At 62.5% G+C, this 26,125-nt stretch carries 24 protein-coding genes, 1 tRNA gene and 1 riboswitch; of the genes, 17 read left to right on the top strand and 8 right to left on the bottom strand.

Annotated elements, in window-relative coordinates; all coding sequences use genetic code 11:
• The first annotated feature begins 80 nt into the window (after window positions 1-80).
• The 5 genes from leuD to M1D43_RS14325 all read left to right on the top strand — a co-directional run bounded on the left by leuD (window position 81) and on the right by M1D43_RS14325 (window position 4,676).
• Window positions 81-686, top strand: a complete 606-nt coding sequence (gene leuD, locus M1D43_RS14345; protein ID WP_003531292.1) for a 3-isopropylmalate dehydratase small subunit — start codon at window positions 81-83, stop codon at window positions 684-686.
• 8 nt (window positions 687-694) lie between these two features.
• Window positions 695-1,075, top strand: a complete 381-nt coding sequence (locus tag M1D43_RS14340; protein WP_153313650.1) for a RidA family protein — start codon at window positions 695-697, stop codon at window positions 1,073-1,075.
• A 188-nt stretch (window positions 1,076-1,263) separates the two neighbouring features.
• Window positions 1,264-1,341: riboswitch (SAM riboswitch) on the top strand.
• Window positions 1,337-2,332, top strand: a complete 996-nt coding sequence (metA, locus tag M1D43_RS14335) for a homoserine O-acetyltransferase MetA (protein WP_107608530.1) — start codon at window positions 1,337-1,339, stop codon at window positions 2,330-2,332. It overlaps the preceding riboswitch by 5 nt.
• An 80-nt stretch (window positions 2,333-2,412) precedes the next feature.
• Window positions 2,413-3,429, top strand: a complete 1,017-nt coding sequence (locus M1D43_RS14330; RefSeq protein ID WP_153313651.1) for an aldose epimerase family protein — start codon at window positions 2,413-2,415, stop codon at window positions 3,427-3,429.
• A gap of 257 nt (window positions 3,430-3,686) precedes the next feature.
• Window positions 3,687-4,676, top strand: coding sequence for a CobW family GTP-binding protein (locus M1D43_RS14325; RefSeq protein WP_003537568.1), 990 nt, complete (start codon window positions 3,687-3,689; stop codon window positions 4,674-4,676).
• 256 nt (window positions 4,677-4,932) lie between these two features.
• On the opposite strand, the gene M1D43_RS14320 is transcribed toward M1D43_RS14325, so the two are convergent.
• Window positions 4,933-5,007: transfer RNA gene (locus tag M1D43_RS14320), tRNA-Gly, on the bottom strand.
• Between the two features lie 256 nt (window positions 5,008-5,263).
• Between M1D43_RS14320 and M1D43_RS14315 the strand changes: the two genes are divergently transcribed.
• The 5 genes from M1D43_RS14315 to M1D43_RS14295 all read left to right on the top strand — a co-directional run bounded on the left by M1D43_RS14315 (window position 5,264) and on the right by M1D43_RS14295 (window position 9,403).
• The gene (locus M1D43_RS14315) at window positions 5,264-5,773 is read left to right on the top strand and encodes a prolyl-tRNA synthetase associated domain-containing protein (RefSeq protein WP_033049458.1); all 510 of its coding nucleotides are present in this window, start codon (window positions 5,264-5,266) and stop codon (window positions 5,771-5,773) included.
• 59 nt (window positions 5,774-5,832) lie between these two features.
• Window positions 5,833-6,825, top strand: a complete 993-nt coding sequence (gene trxA / locus M1D43_RS14310) for a thioredoxin (protein WP_153313652.1) — start codon at window positions 5,833-5,835, stop codon at window positions 6,823-6,825.
• 144 nt (window positions 6,826-6,969) lie between these two features.
• Window positions 6,970-7,650: an LON peptidase substrate-binding domain-containing protein gene (locus M1D43_RS14305; protein ID WP_003537574.1), complete on the top strand. Its 681-nt coding sequence runs from the start codon at window positions 6,970-6,972 to the stop codon at window positions 7,648-7,650.
• Window positions 7,651-7,658: 8 nt separating this feature from the next.
• Complete coding sequence (locus M1D43_RS14300) at window positions 7,659-7,847, top strand: Trm112 family protein (protein ID WP_003537577.1); 189 nt, start codon at window positions 7,659-7,661, stop codon at window positions 7,845-7,847.
• Window positions 7,848-8,239: 392 nt separating this feature from the next.
• A complete protein-coding gene (locus M1D43_RS14295) occupies window positions 8,240-9,403 on the top strand; it encodes an IS4-like element ISRm16 family transposase (RefSeq protein WP_003537933.1) in 1,164 nt (387 codons plus the stop codon).
• Window positions 9,404-9,582: 179 nt separating this feature from the next.
• Here the strand turns inward: M1D43_RS14295 and M1D43_RS14290 are convergent, their stop codons facing one another.
• Window positions 9,583-10,809 (bottom strand): ubiquinone biosynthesis hydroxylase, encoded by a 1,227-nt coding sequence (locus M1D43_RS14290; protein ID WP_234889502.1) that lies wholly within the window; start codon window positions 10,807-10,809, stop codon window positions 9,583-9,585.
• Window positions 10,810-10,897: 88 nt separating this feature from the next.
• Between M1D43_RS14290 and tesB the strand changes: the two genes are divergently transcribed.
• The 5 genes from tesB to M1D43_RS14265 all read left to right on the top strand — a co-directional run bounded on the left by tesB (window position 10,898) and on the right by M1D43_RS14265 (window position 17,517).
• Window positions 10,898-11,782 carry an acyl-CoA thioesterase II gene (tesB, locus tag M1D43_RS14285; protein WP_003529647.1) on the top strand — a complete coding sequence of 295 codons (885 nt, stop codon included), beginning with the start codon at window positions 10,898-10,900 and terminating at the stop codon, window positions 11,780-11,782.
• Window positions 11,783-12,018: 236 nt separating this feature from the next.
• On the top strand, window positions 12,019-12,357 hold the full coding sequence (locus M1D43_RS14280; protein ID WP_003529649.1) for a P-II family nitrogen regulator: 339 nt from the start codon (window positions 12,019-12,021) through the stop codon (window positions 12,355-12,357).
• 27 nt (window positions 12,358-12,384) lie between these two features.
• On the top strand, window positions 12,385-13,740 hold the full coding sequence (locus M1D43_RS14275) for an ammonium transporter (protein WP_127597017.1): 1,356 nt from the start codon (window positions 12,385-12,387) through the stop codon (window positions 13,738-13,740).
• A 327-nt stretch (window positions 13,741-14,067) separates the two neighbouring features.
• Window positions 14,068-16,719 carry an FtsK/SpoIIIE family DNA translocase gene (locus M1D43_RS14270; RefSeq protein ID WP_003529653.1) on the top strand — a complete coding sequence of 884 codons (2,652 nt, stop codon included), beginning with the start codon at window positions 14,068-14,070 and terminating at the stop codon, window positions 16,717-16,719.
• Window positions 16,720-16,854: 135 nt separating this feature from the next.
• Window positions 16,855-17,517, top strand: coding sequence for an outer membrane lipoprotein carrier protein LolA (locus tag M1D43_RS14265; RefSeq protein WP_003529654.1), 663 nt, complete (start codon window positions 16,855-16,857; stop codon window positions 17,515-17,517).
• Between the two features lie 208 nt (window positions 17,518-17,725).
• On the opposite strand, the gene M1D43_RS14260 is transcribed toward M1D43_RS14265, so the two are convergent.
• The 6 genes from M1D43_RS14260 to M1D43_RS14235 all read right to left on the bottom strand — a co-directional run bounded on the left by M1D43_RS14260 (window position 17,726) and on the right by M1D43_RS14235 (window position 23,751).
• Window positions 17,726-18,535 (bottom strand): alpha/beta fold hydrolase, encoded by an 810-nt coding sequence (locus M1D43_RS14260; protein WP_153315072.1) that lies wholly within the window; start codon window positions 18,533-18,535, stop codon window positions 17,726-17,728.
• On the bottom strand, window positions 18,532-19,362 hold the full coding sequence (locus M1D43_RS14255) for a sugar phosphate isomerase/epimerase family protein (RefSeq protein ID WP_153315074.1): 831 nt from the start codon (window positions 19,360-19,362) through the stop codon (window positions 18,532-18,534). Before M1D43_RS14255 ends, M1D43_RS14260 begins: the two co-directional genes overlap by 4 nt.
• Complete coding sequence (locus tag M1D43_RS14250; protein WP_153315076.1) at window positions 19,362-20,438, bottom strand: Gfo/Idh/MocA family protein; 1,077 nt, start codon at window positions 20,436-20,438, stop codon at window positions 19,362-19,364. Before M1D43_RS14250 ends, M1D43_RS14255 begins: the two co-directional genes overlap by 1 nt.
• Before the next feature lie 492 nt (window positions 20,439-20,930).
• Entirely contained in the window at window positions 20,931-21,944 is a 1,014-nt protein-coding gene (locus M1D43_RS14245) for a sugar-binding protein (protein WP_153315078.1), read from the bottom strand.
• Between the two features lie 38 nt (window positions 21,945-21,982).
• Entirely contained in the window at window positions 21,983-22,963 is a 981-nt protein-coding gene (locus M1D43_RS14240; protein ID WP_028010544.1) for an ABC transporter permease, read from the bottom strand.
• A gap of 44 nt (window positions 22,964-23,007) precedes the next feature.
• A complete protein-coding gene (locus M1D43_RS14235; protein WP_028010545.1) occupies window positions 23,008-23,751 on the bottom strand; it encodes an ATP-binding cassette domain-containing protein in 744 nt (247 codons plus the stop codon).
• A gap of 81 nt (window positions 23,752-23,832) precedes the next feature.
• Here M1D43_RS14235 and M1D43_RS14230 point away from each other — a divergent pair, with 81 nt between their 5' ends.
• Together M1D43_RS14230 and M1D43_RS14225 are read left to right on the top strand one after the other, a co-directional pair.
• Complete coding sequence (locus M1D43_RS14230) at window positions 23,833-25,119, top strand: ROK family transcriptional regulator (RefSeq protein WP_192923499.1); 1,287 nt, start codon at window positions 23,833-23,835, stop codon at window positions 25,117-25,119.
• Between the two features lie 15 nt (window positions 25,120-25,134).
• Window positions 25,135-26,037, top strand: coding sequence for an ROK family protein (locus tag M1D43_RS14225; protein WP_153315079.1), 903 nt, complete (start codon window positions 25,135-25,137; stop codon window positions 26,035-26,037).
• Window positions 26,038-26,125: the final 88 nt, after the last annotated feature.

Here is a 26,125-nt window from a genome sequence, read left to right as displayed (position 1 = left end):
AAAGCAGATTCCCCTTCATTTCGGCGCAAAACTGATCTAAACGCTTCTCGAACATTTCCGCTGAAATCGAAGGCCAAGTCATGGACAAGTTCGTCAAGCTCACCGGCGTTGCCGCTCCCCTGCCCGTCGTCAACATCGACACGGACATGATCATTCCGAAGGATTACCTGAAGACGATCAAGCGCACCGGCCTCGGCACGGGGCTTTTCGCCGAGGCGCGCTACAACGAGGACGGCACCCCCAATCCGGACTTCGTCCTCAACAAGCCTGCCTACCAGAACGCCAAGATTCTCGTCGCAGGCGACAATTTCGGCTGCGGCTCCTCGCGCGAGCATGCGCCCTGGGCGCTTCTCGATTTCGGCATCCGCTGCGTCATTTCGACCTCGTTCGCCGACATCTTCTACAACAACTGTTTCAAGAACGGCATCCTGCCCATCGTCGTCAGCCAGGAAGACCTCGACAAGCTGATGGATGACGCCAGCCGCGGCTCCAATGCCATTCTCACGGTCGATCTCGAAGCGCAGGAGATCACCGGTCCGGACGGCGGCTCGATCAAGTTCGAGGTCGATGCCTTCAAGCGCCACTGCCTGCTGAACGGCCTCGACGATATCGGCCTCACGCTCGAAAAGGGCGGTTCCATCGACAATTACGAGAAGGCGACCGCCGCTTCCCGCCCCTGGGCCTGAGCTGCCGGATGACCCGCAAGCTCATTTCGTCCGGTTCGCCCTTCGAAAAGACGGCAGGCTATTCGCGTGCCGTCGCGAAAGGCGACTGGTGCTTCGTCTCCGGCACGACCGGCTACGACTATGCGACCATGACCATGCCGGAAACGGTGGAGGAGCAGGCGCGCAACTGCCTGAAGACGATCGAAGGCGCCCTGAAGAAAGCCGGCTTCTCGCTGTCGGACGTCGTGCGCAACCACTACTACGTCACCGATGCGAGCTTTGCCGACCGCGTCTTCCCGATCTTCGGCGAGACCTTCGGCGAGATCCGCCCGGCCGCAACGATGATCGTCTGCGACCTCATCCGCCCGGAAATGCTGATCGAGATCGAGGTCACGGCGTTTCGGGGATAAGGCAGAACGACGGACAAGGGCTGCCCCCTCACCATGACCCAATCTCCCGCAAGCGGGGCGCGGGGACTGGAAGAGTGCCGCCCATCCCTTCGCCCCGCTTGCGGGGAGAAGGTCGCGGCAGCGGGATGAGGGCCGCCTCGACACCGTCGAATCCTTTTTCATTGACCGCGCGGTCCTCCTCGCGCTATCAAATGATCCGTGGTGATTTGGCCGGCCGGCTTGCAGCCACGTTAAAGAAGTCGCTAAAGGGCCGAGGGAACAATGGATTTCCGAGGACCGGTCGCGATCGTTTCGCCGCCGGTTTTTTTGTATTCGATCGAGTGGACGCCCATGCCCATCAAGATACCCGATACGCTGCCCGCCTTCGAAACTCTCGTTCACGAGGGTGTGCGGCTGATGACCGAGACCGAGGCGATCCGCCAGGACATCCGGCCGCTGCAGATCGGGCTTTTGAACCTCATGCCCAACAAGATCAAGACCGAGATCCAGATGGCGCGGCTGATCGGCGCCACGCCGCTTCAGGTCGAATTGACGCTGGTCCGCGTCAACGGCCACCGGCCGAAGAACACGCCCGAAGAGCATCTACTCGCCTTTTACGAGACCTTCGAGGAGGTGGAGGCCCGCAAGTTCGACGGCTTCATCATCACCGGCGCGCCGATCGAGACGCTCGAATACGAAGAGGTCACCTACTGGAAGGAGTTGCAGCGCATCTTCGACTGGACGACGACCAACGTCCATTCGACGCTGAACGTCTGCTGGGGCGGGATGGCTGCGATCTACCATTTCCACGGGGTTCCGAAATATCCGTTGAAGGAAAAGGCCTTCGGCGTCTACCGCCATCAGAACTTGCAGCCCTCTTCGGTCTATCTAAACGGCTTTTCCGACGATTTCGCCGTTCCCGTTTCGCGCTGGACCGAGGTGCGCCGCGCCGATATCGACCGGGTGCCGGATCTCGAAACCCTGATGGAATCCAAGGAAGTGGGCGTCTGCCTCGTACACGAGAAGAAAGGCAACCGGCTCTACATGTTCAATCACGTCGAATATGATTCGACGTCCCTGTCGGAGGAATATTTCCGCGACGTCGATGCCGGCGTGCCGATCAAGCTGCCGCACGACTATTTCCCCCACAATGACTCCGCACTTCCGCCGCAGAACCGCTGGCGCAGCCATGCACATCTCTTCTTCGGCAACTGGATCAACGAGATCTACCAGACGACGCCCTACGAGCTGGCGAAGATCGGAACCGGAGAGCGCTGAAGCAAAAAGTATGACTTTCCGGTTGCCGCCTCGGCGGAAATGCAGCAGGTTGACGCCGACTCGCGGAAATGGGGAGATGCATGGGAACAGACACGGAAATCTTCGGCCACCTGCCCTCCGGCGAGCCCGTACAGCGCCTGACGCTTAAGGGCGGCGGGCTGACGGCGTCGGTGATCACCTGGGGCTCGGTCATACAGGATTTGCGGCTCGAAGGACATGCAGCCCCGCTCGTGCTCGGCTTCGAGGATTTCGAAAGCTATCCGGCCCATTCCTCCTATTTCGGCGCCACCCCCGGCCGCAACGCCAACCGTATCGGCGCCGGCCGCTTCGCGCTCGAAGGCAAGGCCTATCAACTCGAGCTCAACGAGAACGGCGCCACGCATCTCCACGGCGGCAGCGACAATATCGCGAAGCGCAACTGGTCGATCCGCAGGCAGGCCGAAGACAGCGTAACGCTCGAGATCACCGATCCGGACGGCCGTGCCGGCTACCCGGGCAATTGCACGATCACCTGCACCTATACGCTGAAACCGGGCGGCACGCTCAACGTCGTCTACGAAACTGAGACCGACGCGCCGACCCTCGCCAATGTCTGCCAGCACAGCTATTTCAACCTCGACGGCGGCTCGGACGCATTCGGCCACGACATCATGATTGCGGCAGACCACTACCTGCCCACCGACGAGCGGCAGATTCCGACGGGCGAGATCCGCCCCGTCGCCGGTACCGCCTTCGATCTGCGCGAAATGACCTCGCTTGGAAGGCAGCTGGACGGCGGCGGAATCGCCTATGACCACAATTTCTGCCTCTCGCCGGAGCGCGTGCAGAAGCGCTCCGTGGCGCTCGTACGCAGCATCAATTCCGGTGTGTCGCTGGAAGTGCTGACGACGGAGCCCGGCGTGCAGCTCTATACCGGAGAAAAGCTCGACGTACCGGTCCCCGGCCTCGAAGGCCGCCGTTACGGCCCCTTCGCCGGCTTCTGCCTCGAAACGCAGATCTGGCCCGATGCGGTGAACCACGAAGGTTTCCCGAAGGCGGTGCTGAGACCGGGCGAAACGCTCCGGCAGGAAACGGATTACGTTTTCACCAAGAGCTGAGGCAGTTAGAGGCCGTTAGAGCACTTTCAGTTTCACCGCCGCTAATCGACGCCGCCTTCCACCGGCAGCGCGATACCGGTGACGAATTCGGCTGCGGGCGAGGAAAGAAAGAGAATCTCAGCGTTTCAGCGCCTGGATCGGACTTGACAAACCCCGGCTATGTTACGTTATTACGTTTATAAAGTGAAATGTAATAACGTATCCATGAAGCCGGAACATAGCCTCCGGCCGTCCATGCGACAGTGAGGTTCTCGCCAATGCCCGATCAGCTTGCCCCCACCCCCGTCACCGTCCTTACCGGCTATCTCGGAGCAGGAAAGACCACGCTTCTCAACCGCATCCTCTCCGAGCCGCATGGCAAGAAATTCGCGGTCATCGTCAACGAGTTCGGCGAGGTCGGCATCGATAACGATCTCATCGTCGATGCCGACGAGGAGGTGTTCGAAATGAACAATGGCTGCATCTGCTGCACGGTGCGCGGGGACCTGATCCGCATCATCGAGGCGCTGATGCGCAGGCGCGAACGGTTCGACGGCATCCTGATAGAGACGACGGGCCTCGCCGACCCCGCGCCGGTCGCCCAGACCTTCTTCGTCGACGAGGATGTCCGCTCCAAGACACGGCTCGACTCCATCATTACCGTTGTCGATGCCAAGCACCTTCTCGGCGAGATCGACCGCGCACATGAAGCGCAGGAGCAATTGGCCTTCGCCGACACGATCATCCTCAACAAGACCGATCTCGTATCGCCCGAAGGCCTGCAGGCCGTGGAGGATCGCATCCGCCGCATCAATCCGACGGCCGGCATCCTCAAGACGCAGCGCTGCAATCTCGAGATCGCCAGCCTGCTCGATCGCAATGCCTTCGATCTCGACCGCATTCTCGAGGTCGAGCCCGACTTTCTCGAAGCGGACCACGATCACGAGCATGACGACCATGTCGCCAGTTTTTCACTGGTCGAACGCCGACCCGTAGACCCGGAAAAATTCTTCCGCTGGCTCCAGACGACCGCCCGGGCCTTCGGCACGGACATGCTGCGGATGAAGGGCATCATCGCCTTTGCCGGCGACACCGACCGCTATGTCGTCCAAGGCGTCCACATGCTGGTGGAAGGCGACCACCAGCGCCCCTGGAAGGAGGGCGAAGAGCGCGTCTCGCGCCTCGTCTTCATCGGCCGCAACCTTCCCAAGGACGTCATCACCGACGGCTTCATGGCATGCTGCGCGAACCCGGCCGTCGTGGGATAGTCGAGAGCTATTGGCAGCCTTTGCGGATGTATGTCCGCAAAGGCTATGCGGCAAACCGGTGGCGAGAAGGGAGCTCGCAATATTGCTTCAGCTTTGGGGCCAGTTGCACCGGTCTACATGCTCACAGCTCTGAGGGCGGCCGGCAAAGCGCGCTCCGGCGCGCGAAAAGCATAGACAAACGCCGCTACGCGGCACGGCCGTGCCAAACGGAAAGCGCCCGAAGGGCTCATCAACCTGCTGAATTGTCCGAGGAATTTGGAGCGGGTGAGGCGATTCGAACGCCCGACCCCAACCTTGGCAAGGTTGTGCTCTACCCCTGAGCTACACCCGCTCATAAGACCCAGGCCCGGGGGTAGTCGATGGACCAGGGGTGTCGCCCCGTGTTGCGGCGACGGGCGCTATATGGCCCAAGCCCTTTTCAAATGCAACAGGGAAATGACGCGAACGCCAAGAATTTTTTAGCGAGTGCATTCCAAGGCCGGGAATGCCGCGTTTCCGGTTGCGCTGCGCCGCGCATGAGATTGCGGAACGTCTCGCTCCTCCTTAAAGCAGGCCGAGAGAAGATCGCGACTGCGGAAAGGATGACCATGAACAAGGCTGAGCCGAAGACTGCGGAAGATCTCTTCCGTTTTCTCGACGAACTCGGGATCGAACACAGGACGAAGCGGCACGCGCCGGTCTTCACGGTCGCCGAATCGGTGGCGCTGCGCGATGAAATCCCCGGCGGACATACAAAAAACCTGTTCCTGAAGGACAAAAAGGACAATTATTTCCTTCTGACCGTCGAGGAACACGCGACGGTGGACCTGAAGACCGTTCATCAGACCATCGGCGCGGCAAGCAAGGTCTCCTTCGGCAAGCCGGACAAGCTGATGGAATATCTGGGCGTGATACCGGGCGCCGTCACCGCCTTCGGCGCGATCAACGACACCGAGGGCAAGGTGAAGATCATTCTCGACGAGACGCTGATGGCGTTCGAGACGATCAACTGCCATCCGCTCTCGAACGACCAGACGACCTCGATCGCGTCGAAGGACATGCTGCGCTTCATGGAGGCAACCGGGCACGAGCCGCTTGTCTTGAAAGTGACGGCCTGACATACGATCTTTGGCGCGAATGCATGAAGCCGGACGCCCAAGTCCGCGAGGAGAGAAGAATGAGCGGTAGCGACAATCCCTATCAAGGTTCCTTCGGCACACAGATGACGGGCTCGGCCTCGTTCGGCGGACAGCCGGCAAGCACCGCGAGCGGCCCGAACGACCTGATCCCGGACGACCTGATCAGGGAGACGACAACCGCCGCCTTTACCCGCGACGTGCTCGAGGCATCGCGCCAGCAGCCGGTGCTCGTCGATTTCTGGGCGCCCTGGTGCGGGCCCTGCAAACAACTGACGCCCGTCATCGAGAAGGTGGTGAGAGAAGCCGCCGGCCGGGTGAAGCTCGTCAAGATGAACATCGATGACCATCCATCGATCGCCGGCCAGCTCGGCATTCAGTCCATTCCCGCGGTGATCGCCTTTATCGACGGGCGTCCGGTCGATGGCTTCATGGGCGCCGTGCCCGAGAGCCAGATCAAGGAGTTCATCGATCGGATCGCCGGTCCGGCCGCAGACGATGGCAAGGCCGAGATCGAGAGCGTGCTTGCCGATGCCAAGGCGCTGATCGATGCAGGCGACGCGCAGAACGCCGCCGGTCTCTACGGTGCCGTTCTCCAGGCCGACCCGGAAAACGCCGCGGCTGTCGCCGGCATGATCGAATGCATGATTGCGCTCGGGCAGGTCGCCGAGGCGCGCCAGGCGCTTTCCGGTCTGCCGGAAGCGCTTGCCGGGGAAGCGGCCGTCGCCGCCGTCTCGAAAAAGCTCGACCAGATCGAGGAGGCCCGCAAGCTCGGCGACCCGGCCGCGCTGGAGCGCCAACTCGCGCTCGATCCGGATGACCACGCGGCACGGCTCAAGCTCGCCAAGCTCCGCAATGTCGAGGGCGACCGCACCGCCGCCGCCGAACATCTCCTGACGATCATGAAGCGCGACCGCAGCTTCGAGGACGACGGCGCCCGGCGCGAACTGCTGTCGTTCTTCGAGGTATGGGGCCCGAAGGACCCGGCAACGATCGCCGCGCGGCGCAAGCTGTCGTCGATTCTCTTTTCGTAAGCGGCCTTCGCGTCGAATTTTTCAGCCCCGCCCGATCGATTCCGGTGTACTTCTCCCTTGAGATTTCGAAGGGCCGCACCATTTTTTGGTCCTACGGCACCGCGCCTCGATAAGGCGCGGCCGCTATCTGCAGGATCTGTCGGAATGCATGTCGGAAATGCGCGCTATCTCGGTCCGAAGGACTTACCGGAGATTCTTCCGGTGTTTCCCTTGACGGGCGCGCTCCTGCTTCCCGGCGCACAGCTCCCGCTCAACATCTTCGAGCCGCGCTATCTCGCCATGTTCGACGATGCACTCGCCGGCAACCGGCTGATCGGCATCGTTCAGCCCTCTTTTGCGGAAGGCCGCAACGACATCGACGCCTCGTCGGTGCCGGCGCTTTGCCAGGTGGGCTGCATCGGCCGGATCACCTCTTTCGCCGAGACCGGCGACGGCCGTTACATCACCTCTCTCACCGGCGTGTGCCGCTTCCGGCTTTTCGCGGAGGTGGCCGGCTGCCGCGGCTATCGCCGTTTCCGCATCGGCCCGTTCGGGAGCGATCTCGAAAATCCGGACGATGAGAGCCTCGTCGACCGGGAGGCGCTCCTCGCAGCCTTCCGGGCCTATCTCGACGCCAACAAGCTCGAGGCCGACTGGGAAAGCGTGGAACGCGCCAGCAATCGTACCCTCGTCAACTCCATGGCAATGATGTCGCCCTATGGACCGGCGGAGAAACAGGCGTTGCTGGAGGCTCCCGACCTCAAGACGCGGGCCGAAACGCTGATCGCCATCACCGAGATCGTGCTCGCCCGCAACTTCGGCGACCTCGACAATATTCTTCAATGAAAAGAGCGATGGACATCAACGCCAGCAAGGTCGATCCGAAACTCCTGGAACTGCTCGTCTGCCCTCTGACCAAGGGCCGCCTCAGCTACGATCCGGAAGCCAACGAACTGGTGTCCGAAAAGGCCCGCCTCGCCTATCCGATCCGCGACGGCGTGCCGATCATGCTGGTCTCCGAGGCGCGCAAGATCGAGGATTGAGGGTCGACGTTTCGGTGCGGCCAGGCTGCCTGAGCTTCTGGTTTGCCCCTCTTCTCGGGTTAACCCCCACGCGGGGATTTGCCCTTCTCCTCGGGTTCAACCCGAGGACTAACCCTCTTCCCGCAAGCGGCGAGAGGGAATTGATGCGTTTGCCGCTTGTCGCGCCGGTGCGGCGGATACTGCTCATGAAAGGGATCCCTCGGGAACCCAACCGCCTCAACCCCGCTCGGTCGGGATTGCCCCTCAACCGCCTGCCGCCACCTTCTCCCCGCAGGCGCAGGGCTGTCCGGGGAAAGTTCCGGGTGAATCGAAATGTCGCAGGCGCATGCCCCGTCAGACGGCGTTTTTCCGTCTATTTTCTGGTTGTCGAGACTCAGAAAAGGAGACGGAGCATGCGGTTCACCCCTAGCATTTTCGCCCAGCTGCTGAAAGCGATTGATCGCCGCAGCTTTCAGGCGATTGTGGATCGTCATGCCGGGGATGCCTACGACAAGTGCTTTACCAGCTGGGATCATCTGGTGGCACTGATCTATGCCCAGTTGAGCGCCACGACCAGCCTGCGCGGGTTGGAGGCGAGCTTCAACGCCAACAGTCAGCATCATTACCATCTCGGCAGTGGCCGGCTGATGCGCTCGACGCTGTCGGACGCCAACCGCCGCCGCCCGGTCGCCGTCTTCGCCGAGACCTTCGCGCTTCTGGCCGGTCAGCTCGACCGGCAGACGCGCCGGGAGGGCACCAAGATGCTGCGGCTGATCGATTCGACCCCGATCCCGCTGGGTAAGCTGTACGATTGGGCCAAGTCGAACGGCCGCATCCGCGGCATGAAGCTGCATGTCGTCTATGATCCCAAGGCCGATTGTCCAGGCATCCTCGACATCACCGACGCCAACGTCAACGACGCCCAGATCGGCCGCACGATCACCATCGAAAAGGGCGCAACCTATGTCTTCGACAAGGGCTACTGCCATTACGGCTGGTGGACGGCGATCGCCGAAGCCGGCGCCAGTTTCGTCACCCGGCCGAAGACCAACATGGGACTGGCTTTGGTCGCTGAACGCCCCGTTGAGCAACCTCAAGGCGATGGCTTCCTGGTCCTCGAAGACAGCCAGGTCAGCCTCGCCAGCAAGGGCGATTCCAAGCTGCCGATCGGCTTGCGCCGGGTAATCGTCAAGCGCCAGGACGGCGATACGATCACGCTTCTGACCAACGACCTCGAGCGCTCCGCCGTCGAGATCGGCCAGCTCTATAAGGATCGCTGGCAGATCGAGCTTCTGTTCCGCTGGATCAAACAGCACCTCAAGATCCGCAAGTTCCTCGGCAACAACGACAACGCCATCCGCCTGCAGATTTTCGCGGCGATGATCGCCTATGCACTGTTGCGCATCGCCGCCCGCCTCGCCCGCGTCCCTCTACCGATCCTGCGCTTCACCGACCTCGTCACCCAGTGCCTGTTCCAGCGCAAAAGCATCGCCGAAATCCACAAGCCGCCGCAGGTCAATCCAAGCCGACCAAAACCCCGGACCATCCCAAACCAAATGGTCTTCCGCTATGCATGAATTTTCCCCGGACAGCCCTGCCGCAGGCGGGGAGAAGGGATATGCCGCGCCCGCTCGCTCCCTCGGGCGGGCGGTGAATGCGGGGTTCAGTCGGCGCCGCTTGTCCCTTCTCCCCGCCTGCGCGGGGAGAAGGTGCCGGCAGACGGATGAGGGGCGGACAGAGGCACAAACGGTTGCGTTCAAATCGGCTCCCCGGCGAGCAGCCGCGGATCGGTTCTGCCGGGAGTGCCCGCCGCCTGGCGGATGAAGAACTTCTTGAGCGACGGCAGGCGATCGACGAGGCCGAGGCCGAGGTCGCGCACGACCCGCACGGGCATGATGTCGTTGGAGAAGAGCCGGTTGAGGACGTCCGTCGTAACGCCCATCCGGAAGGTATCGAAGCGCCGCCACGTCTGGTAGCGCTCCAGAACCGCGAGCGAGCCGATATCGAGGCCGAGGCGGTCCGCCTCGACGATCGTTTCGGCGAGGGCCGCGACATCCTTGAAGCCGAGATTGAGTCCCTGGCCGGAAATCGGGTGGATGCCGTGCGCGGCATCCCCGGCGAGCGCGAAACGCGGTGCGACGAAGTCGCGGGCAAGCGTGAGGCCGAGCGGGAAGGCACGCCGGCCGCCGACCACCTTGAGACGGCCGAGCTTATGGCCGAAACGGCGCTCCAGTTCCTCCTCGAAGATGAAATCGTCCTCCTTGACCAGACGCTCGGCATCATAGGTGCTCTCGGTCCAGACGAGCGAGGAACGGTTGTTCTTGAGCGGCAGCGTCGCGAAGGGACCGGCAGGCAGGAAATGCTCCTCCGCCGTCCCGCCATGCGGACGCTCGTGCTCGACGGTGGTGACGATGCCCGACTGGCCGTAATCGAACTCGACGACCTTGATGCCCGCCGCCTCGCGCAGCCTCGAACGAACGCCGTCGCAGGCGACCAGCAGCCGCGCCTCGATTGTCTCGCCGCCCGCCAGAGTGACGGCGACGGAATGATCTCCGCTCTTGAAGCTCTCCACCACGGTCGACTGCCGGATCGAAACGCCGAGTTCGTCGCAGGCGCGGCGCAGCGCACCGACGAGCGCCGTATTCGGCACCATATGGGCGAAGGGGCGGCCGTCGCCGCCATTATCCTCGCCCCCGCCCTCGAATGTAAGGAAGACCGGTCGGACCGGATCGGCCGTCTTCGAATCGGTGATCACCATTCTGAGGATCGGCTCGGCCTCGGGCGCGATCGCCTGCCAGACGCCGAGGACGTCGAGCATCCGCTCGGCAGCGGCGGCGACGGCCGATGCCCGTTCGTCCTTCGTCCACACGCCTTCCGGCGCGGCATCGACGACCATGACACCGAGATGGGGGGCCGCCTTTTTCAGCGATACGGCAAGCGAGAGGCCGACATAGCCGCCCCCGGCAATCAGAACGTCGATCATCCGCCTCGTCTCCCGTCGCACTTGAAGCATCATCTCGTGCCTATATAGATCAATGCCAACGCCGTTCCTACCATCGGAGACCGCCGAAATGTCGCGCCCTACCGAGACCGCCACGCCCATGGATGCGCTCCTTGCGATACTCGACCTCGAGAAGCTCGAGGAAAACCTCTTCCGGGGCTTGAGCCCGCAGGTCGGCTGGCAGCGGGTCTTCGGCGGCCAGGTGATCGGCCAGGCGCTGGTCGCCGCCCAGCGCACGGTCGACGGGGGCCGCTACGTTCACTCGCTGCACGCCTATTTCATGCGTCCGGGCGACCCTTCCGTTCCGATCATCTACGAGGTCGACCGGATCCGCGACGGCTCGAGCTTCGCGACGCGGCGCGTGGTGGCGATCCAGCACGGCAAGGCCATCTTCGCCATGTCTGCCTCCTTCCAGTACGACGAGGATGGCTTCGAGCACCAGTTCGACATGCCGGACGTGCCGATGCCGGAGACGCTGCCGGGAGAGCAGGAACTCAAGGAGAAGTTTCTCGTCCACGCACCGGAGGCGATCCGCCGCTATTGGGAACGGCCGCGGCCGATCGAAATCCGGCCCGTCTCGCTCGAACACTATTTCTCGCGCGCGAAGGCATCCCCGAAGCAGGACGTATGGGTGAAAGCGGTCGGGACGGTGCCGGACGAGCGCCATCTCCAGGCCGCCGTCCTCGCCTATCTCTCCGACATGACGCTCCTCGACACGTCTCTTTACGCACACGGCACATCGGTCTTCGACCGCAGCCTCCAGGTCGCCAGCCTCGACCACGCCATGTGGTTCCACCGGCCCTCGAAAATGGACGATTGGCTGCTCTATACCCAGGACAGCCCCAGCGCGCACGGTGCCCGCGGAATGACCCGCGGCAGCCTTTTCGACCGCTCGGGCGTTCTGATCGCCTCCGTCGCGCAGGAAGGATTGATCCGCAAAAAGGCAATTGCGTAAATTTTTGCCATTTTTCGGATTCTGCTTATATTTTAATCATTCCGACTGGCGTATTTTTAGCGTTCCGCGGCAGCCCCCTCGCCGGACGTGTTTTTTCCATTAGTTTTCAGTGGTTTGTTCTGCCTCATCGAATCTGGCACGCCCCTTGAATGTAGCTGTCCGGTTGCCAGCGCGTCAGGCGCTCAAGCAGCAAGGAGAGACGGCCTCCGCTGGAGGCAGACAAGGATGGGAACTCGATGAAAATTGTGATGGCCATTATCAAGCCGTTCAAGCTCGATGAGGTTCGCGAAGCCCTCACTGCCGTTGGCATCCAGGGTTTGACCGTGACCGAAGTGAAGGGCTACGGCCGCCAAAAGGGGCACACCGAGATTTACCGCGGCACCGAATATGCCGTGAGCTTTCTGCCTAAGCTGAAGGTCGAGATCGCGGTCGCGACGGAGATCGTCGACAGGGCCGTCGAAGCCATCGCTTCGGCCGCCAAGACCGGCCAGATCGGCGACGGCAAGATCTTCGTCTACTCGATTGACCATGCCGTGCGCATCCGCACCGGCGAGACCGACTCAGAAGCGTTGTAAACCACGCCGTTCAGGGAGCTATTTTCGATGTCGTCATTCACCCTTTCCAACTCTCTTCGACGCGTGGGAGCGACCGCTGCCGCGATGCTCGCGCCGGTCGTTGCATTTGCCCAGGAAGCCGCGCCCGCCGCGGCCGCAACACCGGTGCCGGACAAGGCCGATACCACCTTCATGTTCCTTTCGACGCTTCTCGTCCTGTTCATGCTGATCCCGGGCCTCGCCCTATTCTACGGCGGCCTCGTGCGCGCCAAGAACATGCTGTCGGTGCTGATGCAGTGCACGGTGATCGGCGCCGCCATGATGATCGTCTGGGTCGTCTACGGTTATTCCTTCGCCTTCGGCGGCTCGACGAGCGCCTATTTCGGCGGCTTCGCCAAGCTCTTCCTCGCGGGCGTGACCGTCGACAGCACCGCGGCGACCTTCTCCGATGGCGTCGTCATTCCGGAATATCTGTTCATGCTGTTCCAGATGACCTTCGCCGCGATCACCCCGGCGCTCATCGTCGGCGCCTTTGCCGAGCGCATCAAGTTCTCGGCCGCGATCCTCTTCGCCATCCTCTGGGCGACATTCGTCTATTTCCCGATCGCGCACATGGTCTGGGACGCAAACGGCCTGCTCTTCGGCATGGGCGCGCTCGATTTCGCCGGCGGCACCGTGGTCCACATCAATGCCGGCGTGGCCGGCCTCGTCGGTGCATTCATGGTCGGCAAGCGCACCGGCTACGGCCGGGACATGATGGCCCCGCATTCCATGACCCTGACGCTCGTCGGCGCTGCCATGCTGTGGTTCGGATGGTTCGGCTTCAATGCCGGCTCCAATCTCGAAGCCTCCGGCGGTGCGGTTCTCGCCACCGTCAACACCTTCCTCGCAACGGCTGCCGCAGTCCTTTCGTGGTCGCTCGTCGAGACGCTGACGCGCGGCAAGGCGTCGATGCTCGGCGCCGCTTCGGGCATGATCGCCGGGCTCGTCGCCGTCACGCCGGCGGCCGGTATCGCCGGTCCGATGGGCGCGATCATCATGGGCCTGATCGTCTCGCCGCTCTGCTACTTCTTCGTATCGGTGATCAAGAACAAGTTCCACTATGACGACACGGCAGACGTCTTCGGCGTGCACGGCGTCGGCGGCTTCTTCGGCGCGATCGCGACCGGCGTCTTCGCCTCCTCCTCGCTCGGCGGCATCGGCTATGCCGACGGCGTGACCATGGGAAGCCAGCTGATGACCCAGATCACCGCCGTCGCCATCACGATCGTCTGGTGCGGTGTCGTTTCCGCCATCCTCTACAAGGTGGTCGATGCGCTTGTCGGCCTTCGCGTATCGATGGAAGCGGAGCGGGAAGGGCTCGACCTCTCCTCGCATGGCGAAGCCGCCTATCACGCGAGCTGAGCAGCGTCGTCAAACGACGCCGCCAACAGTCCCGTCGCGGTCCGCATCCTGCGGATCGCCCTTGGCCCGGATCTCGCGATCCGGGCTTTTTTTGCGCTGCATACGCATCCCAGCCGCAATTTTTCCGGCACACGCGGATGGTTAATGTCACATTAACCCTACTTCGCTTAGGTTGATTCCATGGGCACGCAATGTGCCCGGAGCATCCCGCTTTTCGCCCGGATTAAGGGTGAGAAGGCTGCTCCTCACCAAAAGGGCTGGAATATTCATGGGCGGCCTTCTCGCGCGCTCTCGTTCCGGCGGATCGAAACGGGCAAAGCAGGCAACATGAGCAGAAGCAATACCGCAACGCTTGACAGCCGTTCCAACCGGTTCGTGCTGACCCACTTCGTCTGGCGGCAGATCGCCTCGCTGGCGGGGTTCGTACTCGTCGGTGCGCTGGCACTCGCCATTGCTGCCCTTTCGACATGGAACGTCGCGGATCCGAGCTTTTCCTATGCAACTTCGAACGAGCCGACCAACCTGCTCGGCTATGGCGGCGCCGTCTTCGCGGATATCTTCATGCAGTTCTTCGGCCTTGCGAGCGTCGTGGCGCTGCTCCCGGCCGTCGCCTGGGCTCTCGTTCTCATCCGGGGCACGCATTTCGACAAGGTGCTCAAGCGGCTCGGCCTGTGGTTCGCCGGCTCGGTACTGGCGAGCGCGGCCTTGAGCTGCGTTCCGGCGCCGATCACCTGGCCGTTGCCGAACGGCCTCGGAGGCGTCTTCGGCGACATGATCCTGCGTTTTCCGGCGCTCTTCACCGGAACCTTCCCGACGGGCACCTTTGCGACCGTCCTCGCCTGCCTCTTCACCGCACCAGCCGCCTGGTGCCTCGTCTACAGCGCCGGCCTCATCGGCGTCAGCGAGGATGAAGAGGCGGAACCGGCGCCGGAGCCCGCACCCAGCAAGGCGCGCACCATACGCGACGAACTCGAAGAGGAAGACGAAGAAGGCCCTCTTACTGTGCTGATGGGGTCGCTCGCCCATATGCGCTACACGGCGCAGGCGAGGCTGCGCCGCGCCTTCGGCATGGGAGCAAAGCCGGCGAAGCGTCAGTATGACGAGCCCTACGACTTCAACAACGACGAATTCGGCACATTGAACGAGCCGGTCCGGCCGAAGGCGCAGGCCGGTCGTATCGAGCCCTCGCTCGATCGTTCCGAGCGCCGCATCGTCACACCGCCGCCGATCATGGGCGACGAAGACGACCCGCCCTTCGATATCGACGAGCGACGGCCTGCCGGCATCCTGCCGGACGACGACGAAGACGACGTCGCCGCAGACTGGGCTCCGCGGCCTGCACCGCCGAAGCCGGCTCTGGCAATGGCGGGTTCGCGCGTGGCCCCGCCGCCGCCGCGGCCGAAAGCCGGGCAGCGCGTCGAACGCGAGGCGCAGCGCTCGTTCGTCGATGAAGACGGCGATTTCACGCTTCCGCCGATCCACTTCCTTGCCGAGCCGAAGAATGTCGCGCGCGATGCCTCGCTTTCTGCCGATGCGCTCGAGCAGAACGCCCGCATGCTCGAAGGCGTTCTCGAGGATTTCGGCGTCAAGGGCGAGATCATCCATGTCCGTCCCGGCCCCGTCGTCACCCTCTATGAGCTGGAACCGGCGCCCGGGATCAAATCGTCGCGGGTCATCGGTCTCGCCGACGACATCGCCCGTTCCATGAGCGCGATCGCCGCACGTGTCGCCGTCGTACCCGGCCGCAACGCCATCGGCATCGAGCTGCCGAACCAGCGGCGCGAGATGGTCTATCTGCGCGAACTGATCGGCTCCCGCGACTTCGAGACGACCAAGACGAAGCTCGCCATGGCGCTCGGCAAGACGATCGGCGGCGAATCCGTCGTTGCCGATCTGGCCAAGATGCCGCATCTGCTCGTCGCCGGCACCACCGGCTCGGGCAAGTCGGTGGCGATCAACACCATGATCCTGTCGCTGCTCTACCGGCTGAGACCCGATCAGTGCCGCCTCATCATGATCGATCCGAAGATGCTCGAGCTTTCCGTCTATGACGGCATCCCGCACCTTCTCTCGCCGGTCGTGACCGACCCCAAGAAGGCGGTCGTGGCGCTGAAATGGACCGTGCGCGAGATGGAAGAGCGCTACAAGAAGATGTCGAAGATCGGCGTGCGCAACATCGACGGCTTCAACAGCCGCGTCGAGCAGGCGCTGGCCAAGGGCGAGGCGATCACGCGCACCGTCCAGACCGGCTTCGACCGCCAGACCGGCGAGGCCGTCTACGAGACGGAGGAATTCGACCTTTCGCCGATGCCCTATATCGTCGTCATCATCGATGAGATGGCCGACCTGATGATGGTCGCCGGCAAGGATATCGAAGGCGCCGTCCAGCGGCTCGCCCAGATGGCGCGCGCCGCCGGCATCCACGTCATCATGGCGACGCAGCGTCCCTCGGTCGACGTCATCACCGGTACGATCAAGGCGAACTTCCCGACGCGCATCTCCTTCCAGGTGACCTCCAAGATCGACAGCCGCACCATCCTCGGCGAACAGGGAGCCGAACAGCTCCTGGGCATGGGCGACATGCTCTACATGGCCGGCGGTGGCCGTATCCAGCGCGTGCACGGACCCTTCGTCTCTGACACCGAGGTCGAAGAGGTCGTTGCCTATCTGAAGACGCAAGGCGTGCCGCAATATCTCGACGCGATCACCGAGGACGACGAGGACGAGAATGATGGCGGCGGTCCGGCCGGCACCTCCAACCTCGCCGATTCCGAGGACCCGTACGATCAGGCGGTGGCGATCGTGCTGCGCGACGGCAAGGCTTCGACCTCCTACGTGCAGCGGCGCCTCGGTATCGGCTATAATAGGGCCGCCTCGCTGATCGAGCGGATGGAGCAGGAAGGCATCATCAGCCCCGCGAACCACGCCGGAAAGCGCGAGATACTGGTGCCGACCGAGGCTGAGATCACCGGCCGGTAAGACAGCGCCACAGCGGCGTGATCAGCGCGCGGCGGGCGGTAACGGTCATTTGAAGGCGTCGTGTTTTCGGGGTTTTCCAACGCCTTGAAGGCGCCCCACTTGCCCTTCAAATGATCACGAATGAAGGAGACTGCGATGATGGAGACCAAAACCGACGGCCGCAACGGGGCAATCTCGCGGCGCGTCTTCGTTGGCGGCCTGGCGGCCCTCGCCGGCTTCGGCGCCACGACGTTCGGCGCGGGCGACGCTTCGGCTCAGGCGTCCGCCGTTGCCCAGAGGATCGCCGATCATTTCTCGTCCGTGAAGACGATGGCCGGCGAATTCGTCCAGTTCGGCCCGCGCGGCGAACAGACGGGCGGCAAGTTCTATATCCGCCGGCCGGGACGCATCCGCTTCAATTACGAAGCACCCTCGCCGATGCGGGTCATCGCCGACGGCAAGTCCGTCGTCATCGGCAATATGAAGCTCAAGACCTGGGATATCTATCCGCTCTCGAAGACCCCGCTCAATCTGTTGCTCAGCGAAAGGATCGACTTGAGAAGCAGGATGGTACGCGACGTGAGGGTGGAAGCGGACCTCATCACCATCGTACTCGGCGACCGCTCCATCTTCGGAGATTCGACCATCACGATGATGTTCGACCCGAAGAGCTACAATCTGCGGCAGTGGACGATCACCGACGCGCAGAAGAAGGACACGTCGGTGATGATCTTCAACGTCCGGACCGGCATCGCGCTCGACGACAAGGTCTTCCGCATCCCCTATGACGAGGTGCGCAACAAGCGCCGCGGCGGCTGATCACGAAATGCTCCGACTTTGAAGCGAGGCACTTCCGAACGGAAAACCGTTACACGCTTTTTCTGGAAGTAAGCCTGTTGGGGTTCGGGATCCCGCCAGACCAAGTCCTTGGGCTGAAAGAACGCTTCCCGCGCCGCAGACGCGGCATGTCGACCCAAATCTCGCGCTGACCGACGCGCTCGACAACCTTGCCCGCTTGTCGCGACGGTCATCTCTGAACATCCTTCAGGAACGTGCGCAGGGCGCGGTGGAAATCGGCGACGTATCGCGCCTTGTCCTCCGCCTTGGGGGTGATCTGGACGAAGCGTGCAGCGGGGATTTTCTCCGCCAGCGCACGCGCGTGGGCGATGGGATGGACGAGATCGCGTTCATGACCGATGACGAGCGTCGGGACGGCGATGCGGGCGAGATCGGCCTCCGTGACTCCCGGGCCGTCCTTGGAAACCGCGGTGAGGAGCGCGGCGGTGACCTCGATGGGTTCCCGCGCGAAAAAGCCGGTCAGCGAGGCCAGATTGTCCGGCGCGGCCGCCGCAAGACGCTGCCCGAGGGGACCTGCCAGGAAAGCGGCCTTTGCCGCTGGCGGCGGCAGATGGGTCAAAAGGTGGCCGACTTCGGCATTCGGGATCATATTTTCCGGCGCCGATGCCGTCAGCCAGGCGGGCCGGGCGAGGACAAGCGCGCGGACGAGATCGGGACGCTTTACGGCAAGGCGAAGCGAAATCGCCGCCCCCATGGAAATGCCGCCGATGATGACAGGCACTTCCAGATTGGCCTCGACATAGGCAGCGACGTCATTCGCGAAGGTTTCGATCGAAAGCCTGTCGAGTCCGCCGGACTGCGATCGGCCATGACCGCGAGCCTCGATCGTGACGCGGCGGTAGCCGGGTTCGGTGGGAAACGCTTCGGAGGTCTGGCCCGCGTCGCCGCAAAGTCCGTGCAGGAAGACAACCGGCATGCCCTCGCCCGCCGTGTCGACATTCAGCCGCGTGCCGTCGCTTGTCTCGAAGTTGATGCTCATCGCCCCGCCTCAAGCTTTTCGGAGAGGAAGCGGGCAACGTCCTTGGCCTCGCTTGCTACAAGCCCATGAGTGATCAGGCTGCCGGTAAAGCCGATGGCCTTCAGGCGACCGAGATAATGTGCGTAGTCGAGCACACCCTTTCCAGCGGTCGCAAAGCTGCCGTCCGGGTTCCGGTCCTTCGCATGCGCCATGACGATGCGGTCGGCGAGAAGATCGATTGCCGCGGACACGGTCGTCCGCTGCTCATCAAGCGTTGTCGTTTCAAAGAGATTGGCGGGGTCGAGCACGATTTTTATACGCGGGCTCCGCATCTCGTCGATCAGCCGGCGGGCCTTTTGCGCCGAGTTGACGACATTGGCAAGCTCCGGCTCGATGCCGAGATCGACGTCGCAGCGGTCTGCAATGCCGATCGCCGTTTCCATGGCCTGGAGCAGATCGCGCCAGGCTTCCGGCGTGTCGTTTTCGGGGTGCTCCCTCCACTGGTCGAGTGGATCGCGCGTGCCGGTGCAAAGCGTGACGAGGCGGGTGGACATCGCGTGGCTGCGTTCCGCCAGAACGGCTAACCGGCGGTGGCCGGCCTCGCGCATCGCCTGGTCGGGATGGATCATGTTGTAGGTGCCGGAGACCGCCGCGATTTCGATGCCGGCCTTCTTCGCCGCGTCGGCAACCGCGCACGCCTGCCCCTCGTCGATGGCTTCAGGCATGGAGGCGAGGCCCGAGCAGGCCATGTTGTACTGCGCGGCGGCAAACCCGGCAGCCGCGACGGCATCGAGCACCGCACCCGGTTGCGTACCTTCAAAGGTCTTGGCGAAGACCCCGAGCTTCATCAGACGCCACCGTCGACATCAGAAAGTGCAACCGCCTTGCCGCTCTCCACCGAACGGGCGATGGCGACCATGGCGCGGACCGAGGCGAGGCCGTCGTCGATGCCGGCGCCTTCCATCGGCGCACCATCGAGGATGGTGCGTGCAAAACCTTCGACCTGGCGGCGATAGAAGTGACCGTCGGCACCGAGCACCCGATGCGTCGCGCCATCGGCCTCGCGGAAAATGTCCACCTCGCTCGTCTTGTAGTACCAGGGGTTATAGGTCTTGCCGAGAACGCTGCCCTTCTCGCCGTAAATCTGGAAACCCTCGTGCCAGTCCATGCGGACTTGCACGGTGAGGTCGAGGTGGCCGAGCGTGCCGGAAGCGAACTCGGCGTCGACGAACCAGCACCAGATGCCGGCCCGCTCGGAAAGCCGCGCCTGCACCGAAACGATGTCGCCGCCGAAGTAACGCGCGGTGTCGATCAGGTGGCAGCCATGGGCTAGCATGTAGTAGCGGCGCAGATCCGCCTTCGGATTGGCCGAGGGCTTTTTCGCCTTGGCACTGGTGACGATCAGCGGCTGGACGGCATCCGTCATCGCATAGCGGTGCGTGCTGTCGCAATACCAAGCCTTGAGGGCGATCATCTCGCCCATCTCGTCGGCAATGAAGGCCTTCGCCGCCTGGAGGCCGGCATCAAAGCGCTTCATGTGGCCGACCTGAAAGATCTTGCCGGACTTTTCGACGGCCTCCTTGAGATCAATGCATTCCTCGACCGTCACGCCGACGGGTTTTTCGCAGAGCACATGCTTGCCGGCTTCGAGTGCGCGCAGCGAGGCCGGGACGTGGAAGGCGTCGGCGGTCGCGATGATCACGGCTTCGAGATCGGGATCGGCGAGCATCCTGTCGTAGTCGTTGTAGGTCTTCGCCGCACCGTGGGTGATCGCCATGCGTTCGCGCAGGTCATCGGCGACATCGCAGATAGCATGGAGATCGGCATTGGCAGCCTTCGTGCAGGCCTCGAAATGAGCGGCCTGGGCGATCTGCCCGGCACCGAGCACACCCACTCGAAGGCGGCGTTCCTGTTTTGCTGGCATTCTAGAGTTCCCCAAGGGTTTGTTCATAGAGCGGCAACCCGTCGGACAGCGCACCGGCGACGAACTCGAAACGGTGCGTCATCGCCGCCGCGCGGCGGTGGACCGCACCAAGAAGGCGCCCCGACCGCCACCCACCATACCTACAGCGCCGCGCGTCTTATCAGACGCGCAAAGGTCGCTGTAGCACTTCGATCTGCTGCATGTTCTTGTCCTTTAATCGGATAGGATTAAAGGAAACATGCACTACAGCGCCGCGCGTCTTATCAGACGCGCAAAGGTCGCTGTAGCACTTCGATCTGCTGCATGTTTTTGTCCTTTAATCGGATAGGATTAAAGGAAACATGCAGTCGTCTGAAACGTCGAGAAGCCATGCAAAAGTCCGTCGAGGCCATCGGCCCTTGAATGATGGAGAGCCTGCGCCCGGCGGGCGGTCTGCTGAGTACAAGTCCCCATCCCGGCCGAAACAAGGGCGAGATGGGGAATGGAAAAGGCCTAGTTCGCAGTCTTGCCGCAGGTCGTCAGCGCATCCTCGGGGGTGCACACCTCGGTACCGGTCTTGATGAACGGCTCCACCTTTTCGCCCTTGGTCAGCTTGTCCAGCGCCATGATGGTTTCGTAACCCATATCATAGGGACGCTGGCCGATGTTGTAATGGCTTAGTCCTTCGGCCAGCAGCGGCAATTGCGGGCCGAAATTGTCGCCGAACACCACAACCAGGTCCTTTCTGTCGAGGCGTGCCTTGAGCGGCTCCATGGCCTGCTTGTAAGCCTGCGGGGCATACTGGGCCCAGCCGCCCACCGCAACGAAAGCGCTCAGCTCTGGGTTGTTCGTCATGACGTCGCGCACCTGCTGGGCGGCAAGCGTGATGTCGTCATTGTTGTAGACAGGGCAACCTGCCGGCTCGGTCCATCCGTTCTGGCCTGTCAGCTTTTCCGCACCCTTGTCCTTCGTGACGCCGGCAAGAGTGTCGCGGATGCCTTGGACGCGGGCTTTCAGGTTCTCGGATGCAGGCGCACCCGACTGGATGCAGACGGTACCGCCGTCCTTCTTGCTCTCGAGCACCTTCTGCGCCAACGCGATGCCGAACTCATAATTGTCGGTTCCGATGTAGGTCGAGCGCAGGCCTGCATCTTCGGGCAGTACGTCCGTGTCGAAAGTCACGACCGGAATGCCTTTATCCTGGGCCATTTTCATGATGCGAGCCATGGCTTTCGGGTTGCCGGCCGAAACGCCGAGGCCGGCCACACCGCGGGTGACCATGTCCTGGGCAAGCTGGACCTGCTTGGCTTCGTCATACTCGGTCGGGCCAAGATAGGTGCAGGTAACGTCGCCCAGCTTCTTCGCGGCGGCCTCGCACCCCTGCTGGATCGGCGGGCTGAAGGCGTTGTTGAGCACCTTGAAGACGAGGGCGAATTCGCGATCGGCAGCGTTGGCCTGGGGCGCAGTCAAGCCGGCGGCCAGGCAGGCCACCGAAAGGGCTGCCGTGAGAGTGCGTACTGGTTGCATTGAAGTTCCTCCCTTTTCCTTGTTGACGCGGATTGCGCTCACCGACGCAGCGAGCGGATTCTTTCGAGCAGGACCGCGGCTAGAATGAAACTTCCCACGAACATTCCCTGCCAGAACGGGTTTACCCCTGCGATGAGCAGGGCGTTGCGGATAACCTCTACGAGGATCGCGCCGATGGCTGCGCCGAGCGCCGTGCCGAACCCGCCTGTCAGCGACGCTCCGCCGATCACCGTCGACGCGATGACCTGCAACTCGTATCCGGTTCCGATCGCGTTGGTGACGGCGCCAAGCCAGCCGACCAGGAACACGGCCGTTATCGCGACCATCAGGCCGTTGAAGGCGTAGGCCGAGACCTTGATGAGGTCCACAGGGATACCGGCCAGTCGCGCCGCAGCCTCGTTGCCGCCGATGGCGAACAGGTAGCGGCCCCACCGCGTCATGGTCAGCAGGAAATGCAGGATGATCACGCCCGCGACGAGAGCATAGACAACATTAGGCAGTCCGAAACTGTAGCCACCGCCGAGCGCGATGATACCGTTGGTGGCCCGTCCGAATTCGTAGAACACCTCGTTGTTCGTGAGCACCAGCGCGAGGCTGCGCCCGATGGACAAGGTGGCAAGAGTGACGATGAATGGCGGGAGCTTGACGTAGGAGATGATGATTCCGTTGACCATACCGCAGGCGACACCCATCGCGAGAGTCGCGAGGATGCCGACGGCGAGCGGCATGTCCGAATTGAGCACGATGCCAAGCGTCACTCCGCACATGCCAAGGATCGATCCGACGGAGATATCGATACCGCCGCTGATGAGCACCGGCGTCATGCCGAGCGCCATGATCCCGATGAAGCAGGCATTCTGGAAAATGTTGAGGAGGTTTCCCGAAGTCGCGAACTTTGCCGAGATGACCGACACGACCAAGCCGATCACCAGGATAGCCAGTGCTATCCACGTTTCCTGCGCAAGGAATACGCGGCTCCAGAAAGGGCGGTCGGAGCCCTTCAGGAGATCGACATCCATGTGGGGAACTTCCTCGGGAGCACTCATGCGTTGTTTCTCCGGGATCAGGCAGTCTGGATCGCGCCGGTTATCAGGCCGGTCACTTCTTCGGGGCTTGATTGCCCGATCATCTTGTCGGCCACCTTGCGACCCCGACGCATCACCACGACCCTGTCGCAGACCTCGAAGACGTCGGGCATGCGATGGCTGATCAGGATCACGGAGAGGCCTTGTGCCTTCATGCGGCGGATCAGGGCCAGCACCTCCGCGACCTGCCGGACACTGATTGCCGCCGTAGGCTCGTCCATAAGGACGATTTTCGACCTGGCGAGCCGGGTACGAGCAATTGCCACCGCTTGGCGCTGGCCGCCGGACATGCGCACCACGAGATCGGCCGGTCGGGTCTCGGATTTGAGTTCCTTGAATATCTCGGCCGAGCGGGCGTTCATGCGCTTGTGATCGAGTACCTTGAACGGCCCGACCTGCCGCATCAATTCGCGGCCGAGAAAAACGTTCGCCGAAGCGGTCAGGTTGTCGCAGATCGCCAAATCCTGATAAACGACCTCTATTCCATGGCGACGAGCTTCTGCCGGTCCGGAAAAGACCACGGGCTCGCCTTCCAGGATGTAGGAACCGGAAGACGGCTGGAAGTTTCCGGCAATGGTTTTCACCAATGTCGACTTGCCGGCCCCATTGTCCCCCATCAGGCCAAGAATCTCACCCTGGGTGATCTCGAGAGTGACACCATCGAGTGCGCGGACGGCACCGAAATCCTTCACGATATTTTCGAGTCGCGCCAAAACCGTCATCGCACCCTACCGGAAGTTTTGTAGTGTTTCCGAACAAAACACCGTTTCCCTCGACCGTCAATGCGCCACACGTCCTTTTCGATGCTGCAATGCATCAAAAAATTGACTCAATTGACAGGCCCGTCTGCGCACATTAGTAATTTTATCGAACAAATAGGCTGCAAATTGTCAAACACACTGCTTTTTCGTCCGAACGAGGCGCGCGCGCTTTCGGCACTGTTTCGCACGGGTGGGTTAACTCGCGCATCCTTGGCGCGTGAGCTCGATCTGACCCGCTCGACAACGGGGATTCTGGTGCAAAACCTTGTCGATGCTGGTTTGGTGCGGGAACGCGACTCGACAACGGGAAACGAAGCAGAAGCCAAGGTCGGGCGCCCCGGGATCATCGTTGAAATCGCCGGCAGCGGTGTTTGTTTTTTCGGCGCCTACATCGGCGTGAACCGGATCGACGTCATCGCCATCGACCTGTCGGGAACGGTCCGCGCGAAGGCCACTCGCCCATTCTCGGGTCCGGCAAGCAGGCCCGCTCAAGCGATGGAACTCATTGTAGCACTGGTTGACGAGGTACGTAGTACGTTGCCTTCCGGCGCACGGCCCCATGGCCTCAACGTAGCGCTGCCGGGCTTCCTGGATGGGGACGGCGAAACCTTTCATGCCGCCATATTGGGCTGGCACGGGGTCAGCCTTGCGCAACTGATTTCCGAGTCCATCGACCTCGATGTCCCGGTCCTCCTCGAAAACGATGCCAACGCGGTGGCCGTGGCCGAGACCTATCGTTCGGCTCCCCCGTACGGCGAGGGCGATGACAGCCTCGTCGTTCTCATAGAGAATGGCGTTGGGGGCGGCATCGTCAGCCATGGCAAGCTGCATCGCGGGCAGTTGGGCGGCGCTGGCGAGATCGGCCACATGCCGATCGGAGAGGCCGGATTCGTTTATGACGCTGTGCGTCCTGGTCGTTGGGAAACATTCATTGGCAAGGACGCCATCCTTGCCCGATATGCGCATATCGGCGGCGTCATCAGTTCGCTTGACGCGTTTATCGCAGTGCTGGCGTCGGGTGACCCTACCGCGCTTGCCTGCGCCCGCGACTGGGCTCGCTGGCTGGTTCGAGGGCTGGCGACCCTTGCCTGCGTCCTGCAGCCGGGCCGCATCATCCTCGCCGGATCGGTCAGCGCGATCTATCCCTTCGTGGCCGAACAAGCGGAGGCTTCGTTGGCCGCGTCTCTCATTGAAGGCTATCCGATGCCGCGCATTGAAACGTCAAGCACCGGCAATGACGGGCCTGCCCTGGGTGCTGCCTATCTTCTGCATCAGGCGATGCTTGCAGGCAATACGCGCCCGCATACGCGCGATGTCGCCGCTCTTTGACAGACAGGAGTTTTCATGACGCTCAAAGCCGTCTCCGGAACGATCGCCGTTGCTGAAATCGGGGGAACCTCGGTCAAGATCGGTTTTGCGGATCATGGTGTGCCGCTCGAAGTCACGCGCACCTTTTCGACGAGTGATCTTCGGCGCGGCGCTCCTGCGGCACAACTCGCCGGGCTCCTGCAATGTGCGTCAGTCGATGCCGGCCTGACCATCGAGCGGGTAGTGGCAACTGTCCCAGGGTTCATCGGACGTGACTGCGATACAATCATCCATGCCGCAAACATCCCCGAACTAAACGGGATTCGCCTGGCCTCCGAACTGGCTTCCACGCTTTCGGTACCCGTCCAGTTGGAGCGGGACGTGGTTCTGCAGTTGCTCGGGGAAAGCGCCTCCGGCGCAATTGCCAACGAATGCGAGGTGTTGGCGGTCTACTTCGGCACCGGTATCGGTGCAGCTTACTTGGGCGAGAACGGCATTTTTCGCGGCGGCGGGTGGGCGCTTGAAATCGGCCACATGCCGGTGCTCGAGCCGGGTGACCGCCAGGAATCCCCCAAGCGGATCGAGGCGTACGCCTCTGGTGCGACTCTGGTGGACCTCGCATCTGCACATGGCGTCGCCGTGAAGGACCTCTTCCAGGCCGCTGCCCAGTCGCCGAAATTAAACGACGCTCTTGATGACATATTGTGGCAGCAGGCGATAACCGTTGCCAGAGCGACGGTGTTGTTTTCGCCACGCATCATTCTGCTGGGGGGTGGCGTCATCGACATGGACGACTATCCACGCGACACGCTCACGCAGCGCGTTTTTGGCGCATTACCGCATGCCGGCTCGATTCATTCCATCGACATACGCTGGGCCACACTGGGGTGGCAGGCAGCCATTTTCGGTGCCGTTCGTCTTGGCGACATGGTGGCTTAATTCCGCCGGGCATGATCCGCGCTCCAATGCGTCTTGACTGCCGGCTGCGAAAGCAGCGCCCGAAGGAAGCCTTGCGCGATCTGCGTAC

The organism is Ensifer sp. R1-3 (assembly GCF_056739175.1).
Note: the sequence above shows the minus strand (reverse complement) of the source record. Positions and strands in the feature narration are given on the sequence as shown.

What these genes read in the sequence shown, in the direction of transcription:
- M1D43_RS14255 (WP_153315074.1), bottom strand. Translation starts at nt 19,362, where the DNA reads ATGAAGCTCGGGGTCTTCGCCAAGACCTTTGAAGGTACGCAACCGGGT.
- M1D43_RS14275 (WP_127597017.1), top strand. Translation starts at nt 12,385, where the DNA reads ATGTCGTCATTCACCCTTTCCAACTCTCTTCGACGCGTGGGAGCGACC.
- M1D43_RS14340 (WP_153313650.1), top strand. Translation starts at nt 695, where the DNA reads ATGACCCGCAAGCTCATTTCGTCCGGTTCGCCCTTCGAAAAGACGGCA.
- M1D43_RS14325 (WP_003537568.1), top strand. Translation starts at nt 3,687, where the DNA reads ATGCCCGATCAGCTTGCCCCCACCCCCGTCACCGTCCTTACCGGCTAT.
- metA (WP_107608530.1), top strand. Translation starts at nt 1,337, where the DNA reads ATGGATTTCCGAGGACCGGTCGCGATCGTTTCGCCGCCGGTTTTTTTG.
- M1D43_RS14295 (WP_003537933.1), top strand. Translation starts at nt 8,240, where the DNA reads ATGCGGTTCACCCCTAGCATTTTCGCCCAGCTGCTGAAAGCGATTGAT.
- M1D43_RS14305 (WP_003537574.1), top strand. Translation starts at nt 6,970, where the DNA reads ATGCATGTCGGAAATGCGCGCTATCTCGGTCCGAAGGACTTACCGGAG.
- M1D43_RS14235 (WP_028010545.1), bottom strand. Translation starts at nt 23,751, where the DNA reads ATGACGGTTTTGGCGCGACTCGAAAATATCGTGAAGGATTTCGGTGCC.
- leuD (WP_003531292.1), top strand. Translation starts at nt 81, where the DNA reads ATGGACAAGTTCGTCAAGCTCACCGGCGTTGCCGCTCCCCTGCCCGTC.
- M1D43_RS14260 (WP_153315072.1), bottom strand. Translation starts at nt 18,535, where the DNA reads ATGAGCATCAACTTCGAGACAAGCGACGGCACGCGGCTGAATGTCGAC.
- M1D43_RS14225 (WP_153315079.1), top strand. Translation starts at nt 25,135, where the DNA reads ATGACGCTCAAAGCCGTCTCCGGAACGATCGCCGTTGCTGAAATCGGG.
- M1D43_RS14280 (WP_003529649.1), top strand. Translation starts at nt 12,019, where the DNA reads ATGAAAATTGTGATGGCCATTATCAAGCCGTTCAAGCTCGATGAGGTT.
- M1D43_RS14315 (WP_033049458.1), top strand. Translation starts at nt 5,264, where the DNA reads ATGAACAAGGCTGAGCCGAAGACTGCGGAAGATCTCTTCCGTTTTCTC.
- M1D43_RS14240 (WP_028010544.1), bottom strand. Translation starts at nt 22,963, where the DNA reads ATGGATGTCGATCTCCTGAAGGGCTCCGACCGCCCTTTCTGGAGCCGC.
- M1D43_RS14245 (WP_153315078.1), bottom strand. Translation starts at nt 21,944, where the DNA reads ATGCAACCAGTACGCACTCTCACGGCAGCCCTTTCGGTGGCCTGCCTG.
- M1D43_RS14330 (WP_153313651.1), top strand. Translation starts at nt 2,413, where the DNA reads ATGGGAACAGACACGGAAATCTTCGGCCACCTGCCCTCCGGCGAGCCC.
- M1D43_RS14290 (WP_234889502.1), bottom strand. Translation starts at nt 10,809, where the DNA reads ATGATCGACGTTCTGATTGCCGGGGGCGGCTATGTCGGCCTCTCGCTT.
- tesB (WP_003529647.1), top strand. Translation starts at nt 10,898, where the DNA reads ATGTCGCGCCCTACCGAGACCGCCACGCCCATGGATGCGCTCCTTGCG.
- M1D43_RS14250 (WP_153315076.1), bottom strand. Translation starts at nt 20,438, where the DNA reads ATGCCAGCAAAACAGGAACGCCGCCTTCGAGTGGGTGTGCTCGGTGCC.
- M1D43_RS14230 (WP_192923499.1), top strand. Translation starts at nt 23,833, where the DNA reads ATGCTGCAATGCATCAAAAAATTGACTCAATTGACAGGCCCGTCTGCG.
- M1D43_RS14265 (WP_003529654.1), top strand. Translation starts at nt 16,855, where the DNA reads ATGATGGAGACCAAAACCGACGGCCGCAACGGGGCAATCTCGCGGCGC.
- M1D43_RS14270 (WP_003529653.1), top strand. Translation starts at nt 14,068, where the DNA reads ATGAGCAGAAGCAATACCGCAACGCTTGACAGCCGTTCCAACCGGTTC.
- trxA (WP_153313652.1), top strand. Translation starts at nt 5,833, where the DNA reads ATGAGCGGTAGCGACAATCCCTATCAAGGTTCCTTCGGCACACAGATG.
- M1D43_RS14300 (WP_003537577.1), top strand. Translation starts at nt 7,659, where the DNA reads ATGGACATCAACGCCAGCAAGGTCGATCCGAAACTCCTGGAACTGCTC.